The 23746-nt window shown below is 42.4% G+C and carries 24 protein-coding genes; 10 read left to right on the top strand and 14 right to left on the bottom strand.

Annotated features, from left to right (window positions below; all coding sequences use genetic code 11):
- Position 1 precedes the first annotated feature (1 nt).
- The gene (gene chrS / locus NSQ12_RS19115) at positions 2–478 is read right to left on the bottom strand and encodes a chromate efflux transcriptional regulator ChrS (RefSeq protein WP_014478181.1); all 477 of its coding nucleotides are present in this window, start codon (positions 476–478) and stop codon (positions 2–4) included.
- A 213-nt stretch (positions 479–691) separates the two neighbouring features.
- Here chrS and ggt point away from each other — a divergent pair, with 213 nt between their 5' ends.
- Positions 692–2269 (top strand): gamma-glutamyltransferase, encoded by a 1578-nt coding sequence (ggt, locus tag NSQ12_RS19110; protein ID WP_128422436.1) that lies wholly within the window; start codon positions 692–694, stop codon positions 2267–2269.
- Positions 2270–2273: 4 nt separating this feature from the next.
- On the opposite strand, the gene NSQ12_RS19105 is transcribed toward ggt, so the two are convergent.
- The 3 genes from NSQ12_RS19105 to cotG all read right to left on the bottom strand — a co-directional run bounded on the left by NSQ12_RS19105 (position 2274) and on the right by cotG (position 4165).
- Positions 2274–2609 carry a DUF4181 domain-containing protein gene (locus NSQ12_RS19105; RefSeq protein ID WP_014481121.1) on the bottom strand — a complete coding sequence of 112 codons (336 nt, stop codon included), beginning with the start codon at positions 2607–2609 and terminating at the stop codon, positions 2274–2276.
- Between the two features lie 177 nt (positions 2610–2786).
- Positions 2787–3404 (bottom strand): flavin reductase family protein, encoded by a 618-nt coding sequence (locus tag NSQ12_RS19100; protein ID WP_160221866.1) that lies wholly within the window; start codon positions 3402–3404, stop codon positions 2787–2789.
- Positions 3405–3577: 173 nt separating this feature from the next.
- Complete coding sequence (gene cotG, locus NSQ12_RS19095; protein ID WP_339175386.1) at positions 3578–4165, bottom strand: spore coat protein CotG; 588 nt, start codon at positions 4163–4165, stop codon at positions 3578–3580.
- A 140-nt stretch (positions 4166–4305) separates the two neighbouring features.
- Here cotG and cotH point away from each other — a divergent pair, with 140 nt between their 5' ends.
- From cotH to NSQ12_RS19080, 3 genes are all read left to right on the top strand, one after another.
- Positions 4306–5394 carry a spore coat protein CotH gene (cotH, locus tag NSQ12_RS19090; RefSeq protein WP_015714831.1) on the top strand — a complete coding sequence of 363 codons (1089 nt, stop codon included), beginning with the start codon at positions 4306–4308 and terminating at the stop codon, positions 5392–5394.
- 127 nt (positions 5395–5521) lie between these two features.
- Complete coding sequence (locus tag NSQ12_RS19085) at positions 5522–6826, top strand: spore coat protein CotH (protein ID WP_339175383.1); 1305 nt, start codon at positions 5522–5524, stop codon at positions 6824–6826.
- Between the two features lie 59 nt (positions 6827–6885).
- Entirely contained in the window at positions 6886–7563 is a 678-nt protein-coding gene (locus NSQ12_RS19080) for a DUF2642 domain-containing protein (protein WP_003227857.1), read from the top strand.
- Between the two features lie 55 nt (positions 7564–7618).
- Here the strand turns inward: NSQ12_RS19080 and NSQ12_RS19075 are convergent, their stop codons facing one another.
- On the bottom strand, positions 7619–8947 hold the full coding sequence (locus NSQ12_RS19075) for an arsenic transporter (protein ID WP_080529885.1): 1329 nt from the start codon (positions 8945–8947) through the stop codon (positions 7619–7621).
- Between the two features lie 210 nt (positions 8948–9157).
- On the bottom strand, positions 9158–10066 hold the full coding sequence (gene alsR / locus NSQ12_RS19070; protein WP_003227859.1) for an acetoin biosynthesis transcriptional regulator AlsR: 909 nt from the start codon (positions 10064–10066) through the stop codon (positions 9158–9160).
- 157 nt (positions 10067–10223) lie between these two features.
- Between alsR and alsS the strand changes: the two genes are divergently transcribed.
- From alsS to NSQ12_RS19055, 3 genes are all read left to right on the top strand, one after another.
- On the top strand, positions 10224–11936 hold the full coding sequence (alsS, locus tag NSQ12_RS19065) for an acetolactate synthase AlsS (RefSeq protein WP_014478171.1): 1713 nt from the start codon (positions 10224–10226) through the stop codon (positions 11934–11936).
- A gap of 61 nt (positions 11937–11997) precedes the next feature.
- Complete coding sequence (gene budA, locus NSQ12_RS19060; protein WP_003244457.1) at positions 11998–12765, top strand: acetolactate decarboxylase; 768 nt, start codon at positions 11998–12000, stop codon at positions 12763–12765.
- A 99-nt stretch (positions 12766–12864) separates the two neighbouring features.
- Positions 12865–13392, top strand: coding sequence for an NAD(P)H-dependent oxidoreductase (locus tag NSQ12_RS19055; RefSeq protein WP_015714827.1), 528 nt, complete (start codon positions 12865–12867; stop codon positions 13390–13392).
- Between the two features lie 39 nt (positions 13393–13431).
- Here the strand turns inward: NSQ12_RS19055 and NSQ12_RS19050 are convergent, their stop codons facing one another.
- From NSQ12_RS19050 to NSQ12_RS19015, 8 genes are all read right to left on the bottom strand, one after another.
- The gene (locus tag NSQ12_RS19050) at positions 13432–13728 is read right to left on the bottom strand and encodes a DUF3892 domain-containing protein (RefSeq protein WP_003227867.1); all 297 of its coding nucleotides are present in this window, start codon (positions 13726–13728) and stop codon (positions 13432–13434) included.
- A gap of 155 nt (positions 13729–13883) precedes the next feature.
- A complete protein-coding gene (locus NSQ12_RS19045) occupies positions 13884–14420 on the bottom strand; it encodes an SH3 domain-containing protein (RefSeq protein ID WP_015251071.1) in 537 nt (178 codons plus the stop codon).
- Between the two features lie 81 nt (positions 14421–14501).
- Positions 14502–15419 carry a ribose ABC transporter substrate-binding protein RbsB gene (gene rbsB, locus NSQ12_RS19040; RefSeq protein WP_015714825.1) on the bottom strand — a complete coding sequence of 306 codons (918 nt, stop codon included), beginning with the start codon at positions 15417–15419 and terminating at the stop codon, positions 14502–14504.
- Positions 15420–15431: 12 nt separating this feature from the next.
- On the bottom strand, positions 15432–16400 hold the full coding sequence (gene rbsC / locus NSQ12_RS19035; protein ID WP_003227873.1) for a ribose ABC transporter permease RbsC: 969 nt from the start codon (positions 16398–16400) through the stop codon (positions 15432–15434).
- Position 16401: 1 nt separating this feature from the next.
- Entirely contained in the window at positions 16402–17883 is a 1482-nt protein-coding gene (rbsA, locus tag NSQ12_RS19030) for a ribose ABC transporter ATP-binding protein RbsA (protein ID WP_014478164.1), read from the bottom strand.
- Between the two features lie 15 nt (positions 17884–17898).
- Positions 17899–18294, bottom strand: coding sequence for a D-ribose pyranase (gene rbsD / locus NSQ12_RS19025; RefSeq protein WP_088327110.1), 396 nt, complete (start codon positions 18292–18294; stop codon positions 17899–17901).
- Positions 18291–19172, bottom strand: a complete 882-nt coding sequence (gene rbsK, locus NSQ12_RS19020) for a ribokinase (RefSeq protein WP_339175375.1) — start codon at positions 19170–19172, stop codon at positions 18291–18293. Before rbsK ends, rbsD begins: the two co-directional genes overlap by 4 nt.
- Before the next feature lies 1 nt (position 19173).
- Positions 19174–20154, bottom strand: coding sequence for a LacI family DNA-binding transcriptional regulator (locus tag NSQ12_RS19015; RefSeq protein ID WP_032722637.1), 981 nt, complete (start codon positions 20152–20154; stop codon positions 19174–19176).
- A gap of 783 nt (positions 20155–20937) precedes the next feature.
- On the opposite strand from NSQ12_RS19015, the gene pgsB reads away from it, so the two are divergent.
- From pgsB to pgsA, 3 genes are read left to right on the top strand one after another with little or no spacing between them, the layout of a single operon-like run.
- Entirely contained in the window at positions 20938–22119 is a 1182-nt protein-coding gene (pgsB, locus tag NSQ12_RS19010; RefSeq protein WP_198878452.1) for a poly-gamma-glutamate synthase PgsB, read from the top strand.
- Between the two features lie 14 nt (positions 22120–22133).
- On the top strand, positions 22134–22583 hold the full coding sequence (gene pgsC / locus NSQ12_RS19005) for a poly-gamma-glutamate biosynthesis protein PgsC (RefSeq protein ID WP_003227889.1): 450 nt from the start codon (positions 22134–22136) through the stop codon (positions 22581–22583).
- 18 nt (positions 22584–22601) lie between these two features.
- The gene (pgsA, locus tag NSQ12_RS19000) at positions 22602–23744 is read left to right on the top strand and encodes a capsular polyglutamate synthetase PgsA (protein WP_003243306.1); all 1143 of its coding nucleotides are present in this window, start codon (positions 22602–22604) and stop codon (positions 23742–23744) included.
- Positions 23745–23746: the final 2 nt, after the last annotated feature.

The following is a 23746-nucleotide window of genomic DNA, read 5'->3' as shown; positions in this document are numbered from 1 at the left end:
TTTACAGCTTCATTCCCATACGGCTTTTGTATCGTTTGATCAGCATCTGGCAATCAACACTGACGACGCCTCGCAATGGATACAGCCGTTTTGTTAAGAATTCTTCCATTTCTTGATCGTTGGCAAAGATCCCATGCATATGCAGCTTGCTCGGGCCTGTCATGTGATAAAGGCTGGTGACCGCAGGCTCTTCCTCAAGCTTAAGAGCGACCTCTTCTAAAAATTGCGGTTCTACCTCGACATTGAAAAACACGGAAACATGAATGCCGATTTTAGCGGGATTGATGACAGCGGTGAATTTTTCAATAACACCGGCTTCAATTAATTGGTTGATACGGGCCTGGACGGCGACCCGTGACAAATCGACTCTTTTGCCAAGATCCGTATAAGAAATTCTGCCTTCTTCATGCAAAATCGTGAGAATTTGTTTATCAGTCTCATCAAGTACAAGGTTGGGGATTTGATATTCATGACTCAATTGCTCCACCTGCTTTCGTAGCCTTTTAGCAATCATTTTATCATAAAAGTTACGTATCGAAATAATAATTTTTTATTTGTTTTCGAAATGAATGCAAAAATATCTTGTTATTTGCGAAAAGTAGAAAGTTCGTCAGTTTTTCTGCCGGATCAGTAGATGTGAAAAATCAGGCTCCCTATACTGAAGAAAATTTCTTAAAAAAGGGGACTTGTGATGAACAAATCTGTCATCGGTACAAAGCAAATGGTCGTCAGTCCGCATTATCTCGCTTCTCAAGCCGGAAACCGCATACTGGATAAGGGAGGCAACGCGTTTGACGCCGCTGTTGCGGTGAGTGCTTGTCTTGCGGTTGTGTACCCGCATATGACCGGACTTGGCGGGGATTCCTTTTGGCTGACCTTTCACCAGGAAACAAAGGCAGTAAAAGTCTACAATGGCAGCGGCCGTTCAGGAAAAAACGTAACGAGAGATGTATATAAGGGAAAAAGCGCGATTCCGCTGCGGGGAATTGACAGTGCCATTACCGTGCCGGGAATGGTTGATAGCTGGGATGCGGTCCTGAAGGAGTACGGGCGTCTGTCTCTTGCAGATGTATTGGAGCCCGCACGCGATTATGCCCAAAATGGGTTTCCTGTATCAGCTGATCAGTGTCGTCACACAGAAAAGAATATTGAATTGCTGGCTTCCACGCCTTACACGGCTGACATCTTCACGAGAAGGGGCAAAGCACCTGTCCCGGGAGAGCGGTTTGTGCAAAAAGAGCTTGCAGACAGTCTGAACTTGATTGCTGAAAAAGGAAGAAGCGCATTTTATGAAGGAGATCTCGCTCAGCGGATTGTCTCACATTTACAGAATAACGGCAGTTACATGACAATCGATGATTTTAAAGCGCATCGGGGTGAGTGGGCAGCGCCTGTATCAAGTGATTATCGAGGATACAGTGTGTATCAGGCGCCGCCGAATTCTCAGGGATTTACCGGTTTATTAACACTGAACATTTTGGAAAACTATGATTTCACCCAAATCGAACACAGTTCATTTGAGTATTATCATGTGCTTGTGGAGGCGCTGAAAAAGAGTTTTGTAGATCGGAATGCCTTTTTGACTGACCCTGCGTTTGCTGACATTCCGCTTGAAAGGCTTTTGGATAAAAATTATGCGAAACGATTGGCGGGAGAAATCGGCTATCTGGCAGAACCGGCAGAAAGCAGGCCGGTGGGAAGTGATACGGCATATGCGGCCGTAATTGATGCGGATGGCAACGCAGTGTCATTCATTCAAAGCCTGTACTTTGAATTTGGCTCGGCAGTCACTGCCGGTGATACAGGCATATTACTGCAAAACCGCGGATCATTTTTCTCACTGGATGAAAATCATGTCAACACGCTTGAACCGAGAAAGCGCACCTTCCATACGTTGATGCCGGCTATGGTCTGTAAAGGCGGAAAGCCAAAAATTCTGTACGGCACACAAGGCGGCGAAGGCCAGCCGCAGACTCAGACGGCCATCATTACCCGAATGCTGGACTACGGAATGCATCCACAGCAGGCAATCAGCGAACCGCGCTGGGTATGGGGCAGAACGTGGGGAGAGGAATACGAAGGTCTCAGAGTCGAGGGCAGATTCACAGACAAAACAATCCAAAAACTGAAAGACAGCGGGCATCTCGTGGAGGTTGTCGGTGACTATGATCCGCTGATGGGACAAGCGGCTGCAATCAAAGTTGATGAAGAAGGCTTTCTCCAAGGCGGAGCCGATCCTCGGGGAGACGGAGCGGCTGTGGGGATTTAAATAACTATAGGGTACAAATATAAATCAAAAGCATAAACATAAGGGAGACCTCTACAATGTGGTACATATACTGTTTATCTTCAGGTCTATAATGCCACTCCATAAAAATTCGTATTGAGTCAATCACAATAAAAAATAAAAGAAGCAAATATTCAACGGGAAAAAAGGAGAGTGAAAACACAAACAAAATAAGTAAAGTGATTTCGATCCATTTGTGTGTATTGCTGACATGCTTATATCGCCAGCCGGATTTATCAATACCGTATTTTTTCTTTATAAAAAATTGAGAGGCGAGACTGATGGTAATAGCGATCAGCATTAAAATCCAAAAGTTTGTCATTCCAATTCCTCCTAATCTACCTTTATACGAAGAAAAAGGAAAAACGTTTCATAAAAGAACACCCCGAGCTTACTCTGGGTGTTCTTTTTTTTGATATTTTTTCAGTTATTTACAGGCGATATTTTGTAATCATAAGGTCTTTTTGACTAGTTTCTTCTATTTAAATAGTCCTTCTCTTCAGCTGGGACGAATCAGTGTGAATTCTTCCCCCAGCTTGGCATAGTGATTTCCCGCCAATCGTGAGGCAGGCTTTAATTCATCCGTTAAAATATATCCCTTTTCTGCATCATACACCTTTTCATCTAGGTGGAAGCAGACAACTCTTCCGATGAGCAGATCTGCTGTAGTGATGCCTTGATCATTGTCAAAGGTAATATGCCGCTCTAATTTGCACTCAAAGCGAACGCGGGCTTCCTTAATGCCGGGAACTGAAACAGCTTTGCTTTCAATAGAATGAAGCGAGGTGCGTGTAAGCTCGCTTTCATCCGGCCTTAAGCTTGCAGCTGTTTCATTGATATCTTCAATGATGGCTTCATCACTGACATGAACGACAAATTCTCCGTTCTCCACTGCGTTTCGCGCTGTATCTTTTTGGCGTCCTTCCGTCCTGTTAACAGAAATACTGAGAAGCGGAGGATCTGAGCTGACGACGTTATAAAAACTGAAAGGCGCGGCATTGACCGCTCCTTCTGAAGAAAGTGTTGTCACAAATGCAATGGGGCGGGGAATAACGGTACCTGACAATAGCTTGTATGTGTCTTTGGCACTAAGCTGATCAGCTTGAAATATGTACATAGCAACAACCGCCTTTATCGTTAGGATACCTTGATTATAACGAAATGGTTTAAAGGAAACCAAATGATGCGGGTTGCATATGTTATGTCATGACATATATCTAATACAGGGCAAATAAAAAAATAGGCTTCCGTACCTCCGCCGGCAGCCTATTGAAACAATGAAAACTTAGATTATTTGTATTTCTTTTTGACTACCCAGCAATTGCCGTCTTTCCAGTATTCTTTTTTGCTGTCATAATCATCGTGTCTTTTGTAGTCGTCGCAGTGGTGGTGCGGTTTTTTGTAGTATTTCTTATGGGAACGATAAGATTTTTTGTGTGTGCGGCATGACTTTTTATAGCTGCGAGATTTTTTCTTGTGAGAACAGTTTGACTTTTTGTAGCTGCGAGATTTTTTGTAAGAACGGCAAGATTTTTTATAGCTGCGAGATTTTTTGTAAGAACGGTAAGATTTTTTATAGCTGCGAGATTTTTTGTGAGAACGGTACGATTTTTTGTGGCTGCGAGATTTCTTGTGAGAGCAGTATGATTTTTTGTGGCTGCGAGATTTTTTGTGAGAACAGAATGATTTTTTGTGACTGCGAGATTTTTTGTGAGAGCAGTATGATTTTTTATGGCTGCGAGATTTTTTGTGAGTGCGGTGCGACTTTTTATGACTGCGTTTTTTTCCATGAGGCTCTTGGTATAAATAATCCTTTAAACCTTCTTTTTTTGCGGATTTCACCGCTTCTTCGATGTCAGAATGGGAATAGTGGCCCAATTTGAAATCCTCCTTTTAAAAATATGTTAAGGATGAAGATCCTTACTACCCTCATAGTACGCGCGGTTTTAAAAAGTGTATAAGTGTTCCGCTGAGATCTTATAAAAATAAAAGCCTAAAATTTGTAAGGAGGATTATGGATGAAGAATCAATCCAATTTACCGCTTTATCAGCTGTTTGTTCATCCAAAAGACTTGCGTGAATTAAAAAAGGATATATGGGACGATGATCCGGTGCCAGCTGTGATGAAGGTAAATCAAAAAAGGCTGGATATTGATATCGCTTATCGGGGATCACATATCAGAGACTTCAAAAAGAAGTCATACCATATTTCCTTTTATCAGCCGAAAACATTCCGCGGCGCGCGAGAGATTCACTTAAATGCGGAGTATAAAGATCCTTCCTTGATGAGAAACAAATTGTCTCTGGATTTTTTCTCGGAGCTAGGGACACTGTCTCCAAAGGCAGAGTTTGTGTTTGTAAAGATGAATGGGAAGAATGAAGGGGTTTATCTTGAACTTGAATCCGTAGATGAATATTATTTGGCGAAAAGGAAGCTGGCTGATGGCGCGATTTTTTATGCGGTGGATGATGATGCCAACTTTTCTCTGATGAGCGATTTAGAAAGGGAAACGAAAACATCGCTGGAGCTTGGATATGAAAAGAAAACAGGGACTGAGGAGGATGATTTTTATTTACAGGATATGATTTTTAAAATTAATACGGTCCCTAAAGCTCAGTTTAAGTCAGAAGTGACAAAGCATGTGGATGTCGACAAGTATTTGCGCTGGCTTGCCGGTATTGTATTCACCTCAAACTATGACGGGTTTGTCCACAACTACGCATTATACAGAAGCGGGGAAACCGGATTATTTGAGGTGATTCCTTGGGATTATGATGCGACTTGGGGCAGGGATATCCATGGAGAGCGGATGGCTGCCGATTATGTAAGAATTCAAGGATTTAATACACTAACCGCCCGGATATTGGATGAATCCGAGTTTCGCAAGTCCTACAGGCGCCTGTTAGAAAAAACGCTCCAATCTCTTTTTACAATAGAATATATGGAACCGAAAATCATGGCGATGTATGAGCGGATTAGGCCTTTTATCTTGATGGACCCATATAAAAAGAATGATGTTGAGCGTTTTGACCGTGAGCCGGATGTGATCTGCGAGTATATTAAAAACCGTTCACAATACCTCAAAGATCATTTAAGTATTTTATGAATGCGTGAAAATGGGTATTCGCGGAAAAAGCGACAATTAGGCTATTGAATTAGTTCAACAAATAAATGTGACACGTATATATGCAGTATGTTTATCATCTATGTATAAGTGACTAGGAGGAATTTGAATGAGCAAGAGGAGAATGAAATATCATTCAAATAATGAAATATCGTATTATAACTTTTTGCACTCAATGAAAGATAAAATTGTTACTGTATATCGTGGAGGTCCGGAATCTAAAAAAGGAAAATTAACAGCTGTAAAATCAGATTATATAGCTTTACAAGCTGAAAAAAAAATAATTTATTATCAGTTGGAGCATGTGAAAAGTATTACTGAGGATACCAATAATAGCACCACAACAATTGAGACTGAGGAAATGCTCGATGCTGATGATTTTCATAGCTTAATCGGACATTTAATAAACCAATCAGTTCAATTTAACCAAGGGGGTCCGGAATCTAAAAAAGGAAGATTGGTCTGGCTGGGAGATGATTACGCTGCGTTAAACACAAATGAGGATGGGGTAGTGTATTTTAATATCCATCACATCAAAAGTATAAGTAAACACGAGCCTGATTTGAAAATAGAAGAGCAGACGCCAGTTGGAGTTTTGGAAGCTGATGATTTAAGCGAGGTTTTTAAGAGTCTGACTCATAAATGGGTTTCAATTAATCGTGGAGGTCCGGAAGCCATTGAGGGTATCCTTGTAGATAATGCCGACGGCCATTATACTATAGTGAAAAATCAAGAGGTGCTTCGCATCTATCCTTTTCACATAAAAAGCATCAGCTTAGGTCCAAAAGGGTCGTACAAAAAAGAGGATCAAAAAAATGAACAAAACCAGGAAGACAATAATGATAAGGACAGCAATTCGTTCATTTCTTCAAAATCATATAGCTCATCAAAATCATCTAAACGATCACTAAAATCTTCAGATGATCAATCATCCAAATCTGGTCGTTCGTCACGTTCAAAAAGTTCTTCAAAATCATCTAAACGATCACTAAAATCTTCGGATTATCAATCATCCAAATCTGACCGTTCGTCACGTTCAAAAAGTTCTTCAAAATCATCTAAACGATCATTAAAATCTTCAGATTATCAATCATCCAAATCTGACCGTTCGTCACGTTCAAAAAGTTCTTCAAAATCATCTAAACGATCACTAAAATCTTCGGATTATCAATCATCCAAATCTGACCGTTCGTCACGTTCAAAAAGTTCTTCAAAATCATCTAAACGATCATTAAAATCTTCAGATTATCAATCATCAAAATCATCTAAACGATCACCAAGATCATCAGATTATCAATCATCAAGATCACCAGGTTATTCAAGTTCAATAAAAAGTTCAGGAAAACAAAAGGAAGATTATAGCTATGAAACGATTGTCAGAACGATAGACTATCACTGGAAACGTAAATTTTAATAGATAATGGAGGAGCATCAGATTAAGTGATGCCCTTTTTCAGTTAAAGGAGGAGAATCGTGAAAGGTTTGAATCAATTCCTTAACACAGATGTTGAGGTTGTCATTTCAGGAGATACAAGGTTTGTCGGCACCCTCATAGATATCGGACAGGATATTTTTGTTATTTTTGATGGCTGCAATTATCTTTATATTCCCTTGTTGCATCTTCATCAAATGAACAAGGCGAAAATAATGACCAGTACTGAGAAGCCATTTTTGATCAATCCGGAAGATCCAATGATAGAGGCAGAAACTCAAGCTTTTTCATATAGAAATACATTAAACAAGGTCAAAGGCCAGTTTATTGAAGTTTATGTAACTGGGGGTCGATCGATCCATGGGTATGTTACAAATGTTTTAAACGATTATATTGTATTTTTCTCACCCGTATTTAAAATACTTTTTATATCTATGCATCATTTAAAATGGTTTACCCCTTATTCAACTGAACAAACACCGTATACTCTTGACAACTCACAATTGCCGGTCGTGCCTTCCAAAGTTCCTCTTGTGCGTAATTTTGAGGAGCAGATCAAAAAAAATATTGGTGAATTGGTCATATTTGATATGGGAGAGGTGCCAGAAAAAGTTGGTCTATTAAAGGATGTCTCTAATAATATCATTGAGCTTATTAACGCAAGTGGAGAGCCAGTCATTTGGAAGTTAAATCATCTAAAGACAATGCATCTTCCCTAGTGTATACAAAACTGCCCTCTTAAAAGCAGAAGGCAGTTTTTCGTTTCATACTGTGCTAAAGAAATAACCAACTGATCCAAAAATATAAACATGTTAACGTAAAAAGAACAGTCAGCGGAATGATGATAATGGTCGTTTTTATATATTCGCCCCATGAAATACTTTCATCATGCTGTTTTAATATATGCATCCAAATAAGCGTTGCTAAGGTTCCCATAGGTAATAATAATGAACCGATATCACTGCCGATAATATTGGCCAAGTAGATGATTTTTGTTGCTGAAGGATTCAGGGTCATTTCAGTTAAGGTAAAAGTACTGATCATTAACGCTGGATGGTTGTTAAAGAGATTAGAAAAAACTGAAGTAGAGATACCTGATGCGAAAGTTGCATGGGCGAGGCTTCCAGAAACCACAGGTTCAAAATAATTCACAAGTAACTCTGTGAATCCAATATTATGCAGACCATAAATTAAGACATACATAGTAAAAGCGAATATAAAAATGTGCCAAGGCGATTTATATAACAAGTCTCTTGGGGAGGTTTTGAAATAAATCCATCTCCAGCTCAACAGGATAAAAGATCCGATGACAGCGACTAGAGGAACAGAAATACCGGTATATGATGCTGCAAATAGACTCATTCTGACGAGAAAAACAAATGCAAGCACAAACAACATGATTTTTGTTTGATTTCGTTCTGGTAAAGGAGCTGATGGCGAATGAAGAGGATGGTACCTTCTATGCCGCAGAGACTGAAAATGGCCCGGTATATCTGGCAGGTTCTTGGGAAGACGTTTATAAAAGAACATAAACAGTAGACAAGTCATAAAAATGAGTCCCATCATACTAGGGACAAACATCATGGCGGTGTGAAGATATAGATCCATTCCAATGATTTTGAGAGAAATTAAATTAACAATATTACTTACGCCAATCGGTGCGCTAGAGGCTGTGGCTATTAAAACACCGCTTAATAAATATGGGGCTTTTTGATGTTTTTTTAAACCTAAATATTTTAGTACAAGCAAAAGGATTGGAGTTGTGATCAAAATGCTCCCATCATTATTCAGGAAAATGGTCATGAGAAAGCAGAGCAAATTGGTTAGCCAAAAAAGCTTGATGCCTGAACCCTTGGATTGTTGGAGCAGTTTTGCAGCCACCCAATAAAAGAAACCAAAGCTTTCTAGTGCAATGGCCATAATCATAGTGGCAAGGATTGTAACCGATGCACCCGTAACTTTTGTTCCGATTTCCCCTAAGTCTGCCAATGACACACTTCCGCACAATAAAACCATTAAAGCGCCAAATGTGGCGGGGATAGCTTCATTTAGTCCTTTTGGTCTCCAGAAAATAAAAATCATAGTTACGAAAAAAGCGAGCAATGTGAATATGCCGGTGAACTCAATAATTTACTTCACCTCTCTATCTTTCATTATTAAAATCAAACTAATGTCCTGCGCTTACTAATGTCCTTGCCAACTATTTGTACTGTATGTATACGTATACTGATATAAAGTTGTACTAAGCGATTATATTAAATTAATAAAAATTCCATAAGAATCCCAAAAGAAAAAAGAGATTGCAAGTATTGTTCATGTACCTGCATCACTCTCTTTAGTTCTTGTCTGCTGACAATTTGAAATATGAATAAAATGCTTTATAAGCGGATTATGATTGTCTTTGCGGTAAGCGATAACCCATTCTGCATTAAGCTGTATTTGGTCCATTTTTCGATAAGTAACATCCAAATTAAATAATTTTTTGGCTGAGGAAGGAACAAATGTCATACCAATTCCGGCACTGACTAAACCAATCACCATTTGATATTCTGTGGCTTCCTGGACAATGTTGGGTCTGAAGCCCGCTTGTTCACAGAACTGAATAAAATCCATGTATAGAGTAGGCCATGCTTCTTTAGCAACAGTAATAATTGGTTCATCTCTTAAATCCTCAATCGTAATTGATTCCTTAGAAGTCAATGGGTGTTGCTTAGGCAAAGCTAAAACACAAGGGCTGCTTTGGGCGGTTTCGATATGTAAAGCTGTATGCTGTAAGGGAGGATGAAGTATACCAATATCAATGTTGCCCTTTAGTAGCTCCTCCTGCTGCCTAGACGAGGATATTTCACGCAGTTCTATTTTCACAGATGGGAATTTTTTACGATATTCCCGGACAATCGGCGGCAGAAATTCATATGTAGCTGATCCGACAAAACCGATTACGAGAAGGCCTTGCTCGCCGCGGGCCGTCCGCTGTGCCAGTTCAATTCCTTGTCCGATTTGCATCAATGCCATGCGGCAATGATTTAAAAAGATTTCTCCTGCTGCGGTAAGCTCGACAAATCGTTTTGTCCTTTTCAGAAGCGTAACTCCGACTTCTTCCTCCAGCTGTTTGATCTGCTGGCTGAGAGGAGGCTGCGTCATGTTCAGCCGCCGGGCAGCCTTTCCGAAATGAAGCTCTTCGGCTACTGCGATAAAGTATTGAAGATGGCGAAGCTCCATTCAATATGCATTCCTTTCCATAGGTTAATAATTCGTATTACATATTAATCATAAGGCGAATCGATATTGGAGGTCAATTTCCAAAGAGTGTATAGTGAAACTTATCACAAGATATTTAAAATTTTATGTTTAAAATGCATAATAAGGAGTGAGGGTGTTGACAAAAGCAACAAAAGAACAAAAATCCCTTGTGAAAAACAGAGGGGCGGAGCTTGTTGTTGATTGCTTAGTGGAGCAAGGTGTCACACATGTATTTGGCATTCCAGGTGCAAAAATTGATGCGGTATTTGACGCTTTACAAGATAAAGGACCTGAAATTATCGTTGCCCGGCACGAACAAAACGCAGCATTCATGGCCCAAGCAGTCGGCCGTTTAACTGGAAAACCGGGAGTCGTGTTAGTCACATCAGGACCGGGTGCCTCTAACTTGGCAACAGGTCTGCTGACAGCGAACACTGAAGGAGACCCTGTCGTTGCGCTTGCTGGAAACGTGATCCGTGCAGATCGTTTAAAACGGACACATCAATCTTTGGATAATGCGGCGCTATTCCAGCCGATTACAAAATACAGTGTAGAAGTTCAAGATGTAAAAAATATACCGGAAGCTGTTACAAATGCATTTAGAATAGCGTCAGCAGGGCAGGCTGGGGCCGCTTTTGTGAGCTTTCCGCAAGATGTTGTGAATGAAGTCACAAATACGAAAAACGTGCGTGCTGTTGCAGCGCCAAAACTCGGTCCTGCAGCAGATGATGCAATCAGTGCGGCCATAGCAAAAATCCAAACAGCAAAACTTCCTGTCGTTTTGGTCGGCATGAAAGGCGGAAGACCGGAAGCAATTAAAGCGGTTCGCAAGCTTTTGAAAAAGGTTCAGCTTCCATTTGTTGAAACATATCAAGCTGCCGGTACCCTTTCTAGAGATTTAGAGGATCAGTATTTTGGCCGTATCGGTTTGTTCCGCAACCAGCCTGGCGATTTACTGCTAGAGCAGGCAGATGTTGTTCTGACGATCGGCTATGACCCAATTGAATATGATCCGAAATTCTGGAATGTCAATGGAGACCGGACAATTATCCATTTAGACGAGATTATCGCTGACATTGATCATGCTTACCAGCCTGATCTTGAATTGATCGGTGACATTCCGTCCACGATCAATCATATCGAACACGATGCTGTGAAAGTGGAATTTGCAGAGCGTGAGCAGAAAATCCTTTCTGATTTAAAACAATATATGCATGAAGGTGAGCAGGTGCCTGCAGATTGGAAATCAGACAGAGCGCACCCTCTTGAAATTGTTAAAGAGTTGCGTAATGCAGTCGATGATCATGTTACAGTAACTTGCGATATCGGTTCGCACGCCATTTGGATGTCACGTTATTTCCGCAGCTACGAGCCGTTAACATTAATGATCAGTAACGGTATGCAAACACTCGGCGTTGCGCTTCCTTGGGCAATCGGCGCTTCATTGGTGAAACCGGGAGAAAAAGTGGTTTCTGTCTCTGGTGACGGCGGTTTCTTATTCTCAGCAATGGAATTAGAGACAGCGGTACGACTAAAAGCACCAATTGTACACATTGTATGGAACGACAGCACATATGACATGGTTGCATTCCAGCAATTGAAAAAATATAACCGTACATCTGCGGTCGATTTCGGAAATATCGATATCGTAAAATATGCGGAAAGCTTCGGAGCAACTGGCTTGCGCGTAGAATCACCAGACCAGCTGGCAGATGTTCTGCGTCAAGGCATGAACGCTGAAGGTCCTGTCATCATCGATGTCCCGGTTGACTACAGTGATAACATTAATTTAGCAAGTGACAAGCTTCCGAAAGAATTCGGGGAACTCATGAAAACGAAAGCTCTCTAGCACTCTGCGCATCACGACACTGTTTTATGAACAGCACTAAATAAAAGGAGTGAAGGGAAATATGAAACGAGAAAGCAACATTCAAGTGCTCAGCCGTGGTCAAAAAGATCAGCCTGTGAGCCAGATTTATCAAGTATCAACAATGACTTCTCTATTAGACGGAGTATATGACGGAGATTTTGAACTGTCAGAGATTCCGAAATATGGAGACTTCGGTATCGGAACCTTTAACAAGCTTGACGGAGAGCTGATTGGGTTTGACGGCGAATTTTACCGTCTCCGTTCAGACGGAACTGCGACACCGGTCCAAAACGGGGATCGTTCTCCGTTCTGTTCATTTACGTTCTTTACACCGGACATGACGCACAAAATTGATGCGAAAATGACACGCGAAGACTTTGAAAAAGAGATCAACAGCATGCTGCCAAGCAGAAACTTATTTTATGCAATTCGTATTGACGGATTGTTTAAAAAGGTGCAGACAAGAACGGTAGAACTTCAAGAAAAACCTTACGTGCCAATGGTTGAAGCGGTCAAAACACAGCCGATTTTCAACTTTGACAACGTGAGAGGAACGATCGTAGGTTTCTTGACACCAGCTTACGCAAACGGAATCGCCGTTTCTGGCTATCACCTGCACTTCATTGACGAAGGACGCAATTCAGGCGGACACGTTTTTGACTATGTGCTTGAGGATTGCACGGTTACGATTTCTCAAAAAATGAACATGAATCTCAGACTTCCGAACACAGCGGATTTCTTTAATGCGAATCTGGATAACCCTGATTTTGCGAAAGATATCGAAACAACTGAAGGAAGCCCTGAATAAAAGAAAAAAAGAAAGCCCCTTTTAGCAGGGCTTTCTTTTTATTTGGCTCTTTTCCTGATTTTAGATAAAATAACATCAAAACAGTAAAGGTGTGGTCTGATGAAAATATTGGTTTTGGCAGTTCATCCTCATATGGAGACCTCAGTTGTTAATAAGGCGTGGGCTGAGGAATTGAGCAAACATGACAATATCACAGTACGGGATCTTTATAAGGAATACCCGGATGAAGAAATAGATGTTGCGAAGGAACAGCAGCTGTGCGAGGAATACGATCGGATTGTCTTTCAATTCCCGCTATATTGGTACAGCTCTCCGCCGCTCTTGAAAAAATGGCAGGATCTTGTGCTGACTTACGGCTGGGCTTTTGGTTCAGAAGGAAATGCCTTGCATGGCAAGGAGCTGATGCTGGCTGTATCAACAGGGAGCGAAGCGGAAAAATATCAAGCGGGCGGAGCAAATCATTACTCGATCAGTGAGCTATTGAAACCATTTCAGGCCACGAGTAATCTGATCGGCATGAAGTATCTGCCTCCATATGTGTTCTATGGCGTGAATTATGCAGCTGCAGAGGATATTTCTCACAGTGCAAAACGGTTAGCCGAATACATCCAGCAGCCTTTTGTTTAAAATACAGCCCTGTCCAACATACGGCAGGGCTGTATTTGTTTAAAAATCCGGCAGCTCAGACAGGTTATTTTCCTTGATGCCGTCCGGTTCACTTCGCAAAATGTCACGCCCGTATTTATGGAAGACATCAACATGAGCGAGTTTTCCTGATTTTGCTTCTGACAGCGCAGTAGGGTAGTCGAGCTCTCTTCCTGTATTGGTTTTCACTGCGATAATATTGTCTTCCTCATTTCTTCTAACCGCAATAATTTCTTCTTTTCCAGATGGAACATTTTCTTGATCGACAGTTGTTTGCCGGGCTTTATACGATTCATATGCTGCTTCAAATTGATCCATATTTACACCTCCGCTTTTTAGCGTGAACAAAAATGTCGATGATCATGTAAGGTTTCGACACAGCATACGACAATATTTCCTGAGAAATATCTTGGGAATGTGACAAATCAATTCATAATAAAAGGGATTCCGCATTTATGCGGAATCCCTCTCAGTTATTTTGTCATGTGTAAATCCTTTGTTTTCATATAACCTGTCGCACCGCCGTAATCAACGAATACCCAATCAAAATCAAAACCGCCTTTATTCGTTTTACTCCAGCCTAAAAAAGAAACGCTTGTGTCTGCTGGAAGAGTCTTAATGCTCTTTCCGTCAGCGGATGTATACACTTTTGTTTTTGTTTTGGTTTTTACCGTTGTCGCTGCTTTAACAATGTAATGAGTGGATACAAATCCTGTTTTTCCATTTTTATACTTAACCTTTGCCCAGTCAGCATTTGAGAAGGAAATCAGCTTTAGGCTATCTCCTAAGTGCAGCGTATCGGCTTTCTGGCTTGATGCGGAAGGCTTCGTTCTGACATTTAGAGCCTCTGCTGATACCAAATAAGAATCAATCGGATAACTGTATAAATCATCAATGCTTACAGTTGTTTCTGGCTGTTGAGCATGGATCGTTCCAGCGCCCCCTGCAGCAGCCGCAGTCATTCCAGCCGCAAGTGCTAAAGTTGAAAATAGTTTTGTTGGTTTGTTCATGCCGTTCCTCTCCTCACGTAAGAGAAATAATTCATTCTATAACTCTATTCACGTTATCGCAGGTTCCTAAACATCAGACAATTATTTTTGTGTTTCTAGTTTGAGAGGCGCGGATATTGTTTTTTGCACTTTTTTTCCGTGCAAAATATCATCTGCTGCTTCTGTAGCCAGTTTACCGATTAACTCAGGCTGCTGAGCGACGGTTGCTGACAGCTTTCCGTCTTTAATGGAAGCGAGCGCGTCTTTATTGCCGTCAAAACCGATCACCAATATGTCTTTCCCCGAGCTGTTAATTGCCTCGAGAGCACCGAGCGCCATTTCATCGTTGTGAGCAAAAACAGCTTGGATATCAGGATGTCCCTGCAGCAGGTTTTCCATGACAGTCAGGCCTTTCGTGCGGTCAAAGTCAGCTGATTGTTTTGTGACAACATGGAGCTTTTGGTCTGCGATGTTATGGAATCCTGAGCCGCGTTCCCGTGTGGCAGATGCGCCGGGGACGCCTTCAAGCTCTGCCACCTTTGCTCCTTTTCCAAGTTTGTCGGCAATAAACGCCGCGGCCATTTCACCGCCTTTTACATTATCGGAAGCAACGAGGGTTTCAACTTTTCCTTGTTCGGCAGATCGATCGATTGTTACGACGGGCACACCGACTGCGTTTGCAGATTCTACTGCCGTTGAGATCGCCGAAGAATCAGTCGGGTTGATTAATAATGCATCAACACCTTGCTGAATTAAATCTTCCACGTCACTCGTCTGTTTCGATGAATCATTTTGTGCATCAACAATGATGACTTTCATTCCTCGTTTTTTAGCTTCTTTTTCGATACCCTTTTTTAATGAGACAAAAAAAGGATTATTAAGCGTTGAGACGGACAAGCCAATGGTGAATTCCTTTTTGTTCCCCGAGTTTGACGGCTTTGCCCATTGGGGAGGCTCAAGCGAACAGGCGGTTAACAAAAATAATGATAACGTTAAAATGACGGATACAGCCTTTTTCATGTGAAAACCCTCCTAAGCTGACTTCTTGCGGTCTAACAATACCGCAATTAAGATAACAATCCCTTTGACAACCAGCTGATAAAATGATGAGACGCCAAGCAGATTAAGTCCGTTATTAAGTGTGCCGATGATCAGCACCCCGATTAACGTGCCGACAATGCGTCCTCGGCCGCCGGAAAGACTTGTCCCTCCTAAGACGACTGCCGCGATAGCATCAAGTTCGTACGATTCCCCCGCAGTCGGCTGGGCCGAATGCAGGCGGGAAGTCAATATGGCACCTGCAAGAGCGGATAAAAGCCCGGCTAAAGAATAGATCATCACTTTCACGCGCGTCACTTTGATGCCTGAAATGAGCGCGGCTTTTTCGTTGCCGCCGATAGCGTACGTTCGGCGTCCGAATGGTGTTTTATGAAGAAGCACCCAAAGGATGACAAAGGCAAGAACCATCGTAATTGCCGGTACAGGAATGCCTAAAAAGTAACCGCGTCCGAACATCTGAAAAGCGTAGTTTGTGCCAAGTCCGGTAATCGGATTTCCATCTGTATACACTAGCGTCAGTCCGCGAAACACAGTCATGGTCGCAAGCGTGGCGATAAAGGGCGCCATTTTTCCTTTAGTAATCAATAATCCGTTGATCATGCCTAGTACGGCACCAATGATACAGCCAAGGATGATCGCGAGAACCGGATCGACACCGGACACAATCATCCCCGCAACTAAAGCACTGGACAGGGCAAGAATAGCGCCAACAGAAAGATCAATGCCGCCTGTCAAAATGACAAAGGTCATCCCGAACGCGATTAATCCGTTAATGGCGACCTGGCGAAGCAGGTTTAAAATATTCAGCGGTTCAAGAAAGCTGGGATTTAAAATAGATACAATGATAACGAGAATAAATAAACCAAGAAACGGGCCGAGTTTTTGCATGACTCCGTCGAAGTGAATCCGTTTTTGTTCTGTTTGCAGTTGTTCCGTTTTCATATTACCGCCCTCCCGTGGCAAGTGTCATAATTCGTTCTTGTGTTGCTTCTCGCGCATGGATTTCGCCGCTGATTCTGCCTTCATGGACAACGATAATCCGATCGCTCATTCCCAGAATTTCAGGAAGCTCTGATGACACCATGATGATAGCGACACCGCGTTCGGTCAGCTCATTCATCAGCGTATAAATCTCTCGTTTGGCGCCAACATCCACACCTCTGGTTGGCTCATCCAAGATAAGCACTTTCGGTCCGATGCCGATCCACTTGGCTATCACCACTTTTTGCTGGTTTCCTCCTGATAAATGGCGTGCGTGCGTTTCCGGTGATGCTGTTTTGATAGTGAGGCGCTTGATTAACAGATCGACAAATTCAGCCTCCCGCTTATGATCAATGAGACCCTTTGGTGAGAAGCTGGACAGATTGGGCAGGGCAATATTTTCGCGGATCGAGGTGTCGAGCAGGAGCCCTTCATCCTTGCGATTCTCTGTAATAAAGCCGAGACCTTTTTTCACGGCTTCCTGCGGGTTCTTAATAGCCGTTTTTTTCCCAGCGATCCATATCTCACCCGTGTCCAGCCTGTCAACGCCGAACAGCGCTCTCATCATTTCTGTCCGGCCGGCTCCCATTAATCCTGAAACACCGACGATCTCACCGGAACGCACATAAAAGCTGACGTCCTCAAAACTCCCTTTTACGGAAGCATTTTTCACCTCGAATACTTTGTCACCGAGAGAAGGAGTGCGTTTTGGATATCGTTCAGTCAGCTCCCGTCCGACCATTTTTTTGACGACTTCATCAAAATCAGTTTCTGAGATGTTTGTTGTATCTACCGTTTTTCCATCACGCATGATGGTAATTCTGTCGCAAATCGCAAAAATTTCTTCCATGCGATGTGAAATATAGACAATGGAGACGCCGTTCTTTTTTAACGCTGTAATGACCTCAAAGAGCTTGCTAATTTCACGCTCAGTCAACGCTGCCGTCGGTTCATCCATAATGATGACCTCGGCATTTGTCATAAGCGCTTTTGCGATTTCGATCATTTGCTGCTGTCCGACGGAACATTCGCCGGCTTCTTGATCAAGAGAAAGAGAGACGGAGAGTTTGTCAAATTGCTCTTTTGCTAGCGCTTTCATTTTTCTTGTTTGTAAGACGCCCAGCTTGGAGGATATCTCTTTACCGATAAATAGATTCTCAAGAACGGTCATTTCCGGCCAGATATTCAATTCCTGATGGATAAAGGCTATTCCATGCTGTTCCGCTTCTTTTGGATTGGAAAAATACGTTTCGTTGCCGTTTATGCTGATTTGACCTTTATCTGCTTTGTGCAGGCCTGTCAAAATGTTCATAAGCGTGGACTTGCCGGCGCCGTTTTCTCCCATTAATGCGTGAACCTCGCCAGGCATGAGCTGAAAGGAAACACCTGACAGCACCTGGTTTTTTCCGAATGCTTTATGAATGTCTTTCATTTCAATCTGCATGTTTCATCCTCCTTTCTAGAAAAGCACACCCGCCTGCAGAATGCAGTTGGCATATGGTGTGAATTCCCCTGTTCTTATGACTGCCTTTGCTTCTTTTGTCAGCAGCTTAAACTCCTTGTGAGAAAGGTATTCAATCTCTTGTTCAGAGAAAAGATTTTCTAGAAACTTTGCATTCTCCTGATTGGATGCTTTTATTTCAGCTGCAGCAATGACTTTTTCGACCGCCATTTCCTCAGCCAGTACTGCCGCTGTATCTTGGAAAGCCGGAAGGCCCGGCTTCAGTGAAAGATCAATTTTCAAAACGCTGTCGGGAACCGGCAGTCCGGCATCCGCGATGACAATTTTATCAGTGTGGCCAAGGTCTGCTAAAATCTTGGCAAGATGGCTGTTCAGTATACCGTGTTTTTTCATGACAGCAGCTCCTCTACTTCATTTCTTGTCGGCATTCCGCCTTGGGCCCCGAAGGAACAGACAGAAAGGGAAGCGGCACGATTGGCAAAGCGCAATGCGGCTTCAATATCTTTTCCCTCAGCCAGGGCCACGGCAAAGGCTGCGTTAAACGTATCACCGGCTCCGGTTGTATCAACGGGCTCTACAGGGAAGGACGGGATGAGCACCTCTTTGCTGCCAGCCGAATAGCGGACGCCTTGTTTTCCTTCCGTAATAAAGAGCTTTGCGGGATAAAGCGCCAGAGCTTCGGAAATGGTAAGCTCAGGGAATAAAATCGAAGCCTCGTGTTCATTCGGCGTCAGATAGGTAGCGTGATCAATTGTTTCCTGCTTGAGCGGGCGGGCCGGTGCTGGGTTTAGTATGATCGGGATATCGTGAGAATGGCAGTATTTGCACACCTCATCAACCGTTTCTTCTGGGATTTCCTGCTGAATCAGCACCATATCGACCTTTTCAATCTGTTCGAGCGCGTTTAACGCATACGCTGGGGTGATGTCATCGTTCGCGCCTTTGACAACGACAATGCTGTTGTCGCCTTCAGCAAGCACAATATGAGCGGTTCCGCTTTCCGAATGTGTAACCGGTTCCATATAGTCAGTGCGAACGCCGTTAGCTTTGAGATTATTCAAAATAGCTGTTCCATAATGATCGTCTCCAACCTTGCCGACCATAAACACTTGCGCCCCAAGTCTGGCTGCGGCAACGGCCTGATTTGCTCCTTTGCCGCCCGGCACAGTCTGAAATGACGTGCCAAGAACCGTTTCACCGGCTTTTGGGCGTTTGTCCGAGGTGACCACTAAATCCATAGAACAGCTACCAATCACACAAATATTACGCATCTTAATCTTCCTTTCTTGTCGTCTTTCTTCCTATATAGGTGACAGGCATTTGAATTGCCGTTTCTGCCAGCGGCTGTTTTTTGATGATACCCAAAAGCAGTTTGGCAGCTTCTTTCCCCATATCATATGCGGGCTGTTTAATTGTAGAAAGTGGCGGGAACAGAAGTCCGCTTTGCGGAATGTCATCATAGCCGATAATTTGAATGTCCTCCGGCACGTTTTTTCCGCGCCGCAATGCTTCATGTAAAACGGCAGCGGCTTGAATATCATTACTCGCGATCACACCATCTGTCGCTGGATAAGCGGCAAACAGCTCCTTCGCCATTGATTGTGCATCTTTAATTGAAAATGAAGCCGTCTCAATGACCTGAAAATCAACTTCAGCCTGCTTTAAGATTTCCAAAGCGCCGTTAAAGCGGTCTTGAGCGGTCGGCAGGTGAGCGGGTCCTCTCAAGAGCGTAATGCGCTGGCTTTTTCCGTGAATGATAGCCTGGGCGGCTAACTTTCCTCCTGTATAGCCGTCACTGGACACAGAAGGAGCCCCTTCAAGTGTTCTGTCCAGAAAAACAACTGGATAATTCATGCCGCTGTATTCCTCGAGATCCGGGTAATTTGTTGCGGCAATAATGCCTGCGACATGATTTTGCTTAAAGGTTTGAAGGTATTCAAGTTCTTTTTTCAATTCCTCGTCACTGTTGCCGAAAATAAGGCGATAGCCTTCCCGGTTCAATTCATCCTCCGCACCGCGGGCAAGCTGGGGGAAGAAAGGGTTTGTGATATCCGGGAGCAAAAGTCCGATCAGTCGGGATTCTCTTTTATATAGAGATCTGGCGACTTCATTCGGGTAATAGTTCAGCTTCGCCATCGCCGCTATGACACGCGTTCGCGTTTCTTCGTGTACATAGCCATTATCATTCAGGACGCGAGAAACCGTCGCAACTGAAACGCCCGCCGCTCCGGCGACATCTTTAATTGTAGCCAAAACAGCTCCTCCTTGTTTATGTAACCGTTTACATATATAGATTATCATGAACAATCCGAAGTTAGCAATAAAAATATCAAAAGAAATCTACTTGTAAATTGTATATATAATTGAAAAATTTAAGGTTTTCACTCTTTTTTTGACAAAGTCTTCACAAATATGGATGAAGATTTCTTGAACAAATATTAAGTTTTATTAAAATTGTTTCAAAGTCATGCGTTTAGACCTGTAAATGGTGAGAAACAGAAAAGACTATCATCCCAGAAAATGTTTAATTATGTTAGAGAATTCGGACTCGTATGTTTAGCGTTTTCATCTCGAACCTCCTTAGTCATTTTGGAATGGGCCTCATATTGCTTATTCCATGTAGAAAGGATGACATTATGACCTTGTCCTTAAGAAACAGGATAAAATTATTTTGTGTTCATAAGAACCGGAAACACGCATGATAGCAGGAAATGCTTGATAACACAGGCTGAAAAAAAGATTGATTTGAAATGCATATTAAATACAAACAGCAGGGTGTGACTATACGTCCAGAAGGATATCAGGAGAAAAATGAAAGCGCATTCTATTTGATTTTTTTAAAAAGTGATAAGGTATAAGTCCTGCTGTTTTCCAAAAATAGAAAACAGTTTGTGGGTATAAAATCTCTTTCAAAAGAGAAGTTTGGCTTAGTCGATTAGGGAAGATTATGTTACATAATGCCGATTGAGAATTCATAGTGATTCTATATACTGATGAATGAATTTACAACAATATAGAAGGAGATGTCGAAAAGCAATGTGGTTACTCATTATAGCCTGTGCTGTCATACTGGTCATCGGAATATTAGAAAAACGACGACATCAGAAAAACATTGATGCCCTCCCTGTTCGGGTGAATATTAACGGCATCCGCGGAAAATCGACTGTGACAAGGCTGACAACCGGAATATTAATAGAAGCCGGTTACAAGACTGTTGGAAAAACAACAGGAACAGATGCAAGAATGATTTACTGGGACACACCGGAGGAAAAGCCGATTAAACGGAAACCTCAGGGGCCGAATATCGGAGAGCAAAAAGAAGTCATGAGAGAAACAGTAGAAAGAGGGGCTAACGCGATTGTCAGTGAATGCATGGCTGTTAACCCAGATTATCAAATCATCTTTCAGGAAGAACTTCTGCAGGCCAATATCGGCGTCATTGTGAATGTTTTGGAAGACCATATGGATGTCATGGGGCCGACGCTTGATGAAATTGCAGAAGCGTTTACTGCTACAATTCCTTATAATGGCCATCTTGTCATTACAGATAGTGAATATACCGAGTTCTTTAAACAAAAAGCAAAAGAACGAAACACAAAAGTCATCATTGCTGATAACTCAAAAATTACAGATGAGTATTTACGTAAATTTGAATACATGGTATTCCCTGATAACGCTTCTCTGGCGCTGGGTGTGGCTCAAGCACTCGGCATTGACGAAGAAACAGCATTTAAGGGAATGCTGAATGCGCCGCCAGATCCGGGAGCAATGAGAATTCTTCCGCTGATCAGTCCGAGCGAGCCTGGGCACTTTGTTAATGGGTTTGCCGCAAACGACGCTTCTTCTACTTTGAATATATGGAAACGTGTAAAAGAAATCGGTTACCCGACCGATGATCCGATCATCATCATGAACTGCCGCGCAGACCGTGTCGATCGGACACAGCAATTCGCAAATGACGTATTGCCTTATATTGAAGCAAGTGAACTGATCTTAATCGGTGAAACAACAGAACCGATCATAAAAGCCTACGAAGAAGGCAAAATTCCTGCAGACAAACTGCATGATCTAGAGTATAAGTCAACAGATGAAATTATGGAATTGTTAAAGAAAAGAATGCACAACCGTGTCATATATGGCGTCGGCAATATTCATGGTGCCGCAGAGCCTTTAATTGAAAAAATCCACGAATACAAGGTTAAGCAGCTCGTAAGCTAGGGGGAAATGCAAACATGTTCGGATCAGATTTATACATCGCACTAATTTTAGGTGTACTACTCAGTTTAATTTTTGCGGAAAAAACAGGGATCGTGCCGGCAGGACTTGTTGTACCGGGATATTTAGGACTTGTGTTTAATCAGCCGGTCTTTATTTTACTTGTTTTGCTAGTGAGCTTGCTCACTTATGTTATCGTGAAATACGGTTTATCCAAATTTATGATTTTGTACGGACGCAGAAAATTCGCTGCCATGCTGATAACAGGGATCGTCCTAAAAATCGCGTTTGATTTTCTATACCCGATTGTACCATTTGAAATCGCAGAATTTCGGGGAATCGGCATCATCGTGCCAGGTTTAATTGCCAATACCATTCAGAAACAAGGTTTAACCATTACGTTCGGAAGCACGCTGCTATTGAGCGGAGCGACCTTTGCTATCATGTTTGTTTACTACTTAATTTAATGTAAGGTGTGTCAAACGATGAAAAAAGAACTGAGCTTTCATGAAAAGCTGCTAAAGCTGACAAAACAGCAAAAAAAGAAAACCAATAAGCACGTATTTATTGCCATTCCGATCGTTTTTGTCCTTATGTTCGCTTTCATGTGGGCGGGAAAAGCGGAAACGCCGAAGGTCAAAACGTATTCTGACGACGTACTCTCAGCCTCATTTGTAGGCGATATTATGATGGGACGCTATGTTGAAAAAGTAACGGAGCAAAAAGGGGCAGACAGTATTTTTCAATATGTTGAACCGATCTTTAGAGCCTCGGATTATGTAGCAGGAAACTTTGAAAACCCGGTAACCTATCAAAAGAATTATAAACAAGCAGATAAAGAGATTCATCTGCAGACGAATAAGGAATCAGTGAAAGTCTTGAAGGATATGAATTTCACGGTTCTCAACAGCGCAAACAACCACGCAATGGATTACGGCGTTCAGGGCATGAAAGATACGCTTGGAGAATTTGCGAAGCAAAACCTTGATATCGTTGGAGCGGGATACAGCTTAAGTGATGCGAAAAAGAAAATTTCGTACCAGAAAGTCAACGGGGTAACGATTGCGACGCTTGGCTTTACCGATGTGTCCGGGAAAGGTTTTGCGGCTAAAAAGAATACGCCGGGCGTGCTGCCCGCAGATCCTGAAATCTTCATCCCTATGATTTCAGAAGCGAAAAAACATGCGGACATTGTTGTTGTGCAGTCACACTGGGGCCAAGAGTATGACAATGATCCAAACGACCGCCAGCGCCAGCTTGCAAGAGCCATGTCTGATGCGGGAGCTGACATCATCGTCGGCCATCATCCGCACGTCTTAGAACCGATTGAAGTATATAACGGAACCGTCATTTTCTACAGCCTCGGCAATTTTGTCTTTGACCAAGGCTGGACGAGAACAAGAGACAGTGCACTGGTTCAGTATCACCTGAAGAAAAATGGAACAGGACGCTTTGAAGTGACACCGATCGACATCCATGAAGCGACACCTGCACCTGTGAAAAAAGACAGCCTTAAACAGAAAACCATTATTCGCGAACTGACGAAAGACTCTAATTTCGCTTGGAAAGTAGAAGACGGAAAACTGACGTTTGATATTGATCATAGTGACAAACTAAAATCTAAATAAAC

It is taken from the genome of Bacillus sp. PS95, assembly GCF_037963565.1.
Taxonomy (GTDB): domain Bacteria; phylum Bacillota; class Bacilli; order Bacillales; family Bacillaceae; genus Bacillus; species Bacillus subtilis.
The sequence above is the reverse complement of the archived record's forward strand: the minus strand, read 5'-3'. Positions and strand labels throughout refer to the sequence as shown.

Bases quoted from the DNA above. Each gene is read 5' to 3' on its own strand.
- ggt (WP_128422436.1), top strand. From the start codon at position 692: ATGAACAAATCTGTCATCGGTACAAAGCAAATGGTCGTCAGTCCGCAT.
- NSQ12_RS19105 (WP_014481121.1), bottom strand. From the start codon at position 2,609: ATGACAAACTTTTGGATTTTAATGCTGATCGCTATTACCATCAGTCTC.
- NSQ12_RS19100 (WP_160221866.1), bottom strand. From the start codon at position 3,404: ATGTACATATTTCAAGCTGATCAGCTTAGTGCCAAAGACACATACAAG.
- cotH (WP_015714831.1), top strand. From the start codon at position 4,306: ATGAAGAATCAATCCAATTTACCGCTTTATCAGCTGTTTGTTCATCCA.
- NSQ12_RS19085 (WP_339175383.1), top strand. From the start codon at position 5,522: ATGAGCAAGAGGAGAATGAAATATCATTCAAATAATGAAATATCGTAT.
- alsR (WP_003227859.1), bottom strand. From the start codon at position 10,066: ATGGAGCTTCGCCATCTTCAATACTTTATCGCAGTAGCCGAAGAGCTT.
- budA (WP_003244457.1), top strand. From the start codon at position 11,998: ATGAAACGAGAAAGCAACATTCAAGTGCTCAGCCGTGGTCAAAAAGAT.
- NSQ12_RS19055 (WP_015714827.1), top strand. From the start codon at position 12,865: ATGAAAATATTGGTTTTGGCAGTTCATCCTCATATGGAGACCTCAGTT.
- NSQ12_RS19050 (WP_003227867.1), bottom strand. From the start codon at position 13,728: ATGGATCAATTTGAAGCAGCATATGAATCGTATAAAGCCCGGCAAACA.
- NSQ12_RS19045 (WP_015251071.1), bottom strand. From the start codon at position 14,420: ATGAACAAACCAACAAAACTATTTTCAACTTTAGCACTTGCGGCTGGA.
- rbsB (WP_015714825.1), bottom strand. From the start codon at position 15,419: ATGAAAAAGGCTGTATCCGTCATTTTAACGTTATCATTATTTTTGTTA.
- rbsC (WP_003227873.1), bottom strand. From the start codon at position 16,400: ATGAAAACGGAACAACTGCAAACAGAACAAAAACGGATTCACTTCGAC.
- rbsA (WP_014478164.1), bottom strand. From the start codon at position 17,883: ATGCAGATTGAAATGAAAGACATTCATAAAGCATTCGGAAAAAACCAG.
- rbsD (WP_088327110.1), bottom strand. From the start codon at position 18,294: ATGAAAAAACACGGTATACTGAACAGCCATCTTGCCAAGATTTTAGCA.
- rbsK (WP_339175375.1), bottom strand. From the start codon at position 19,172: ATGCGTAATATTTGTGTGATTGGTAGCTGTTCTATGGATTTAGTGGTC.
- pgsB (WP_198878452.1), top strand. From the start codon at position 20,938: ATGTGGTTACTCATTATAGCCTGTGCTGTCATACTGGTCATCGGAATA.
- pgsC (WP_003227889.1), top strand. From the start codon at position 22,134: ATGTTCGGATCAGATTTATACATCGCACTAATTTTAGGTGTACTACTC.
- pgsA (WP_003243306.1), top strand. From the start codon at position 22,602: ATGAAAAAAGAACTGAGCTTTCATGAAAAGCTGCTAAAGCTGACAAAA.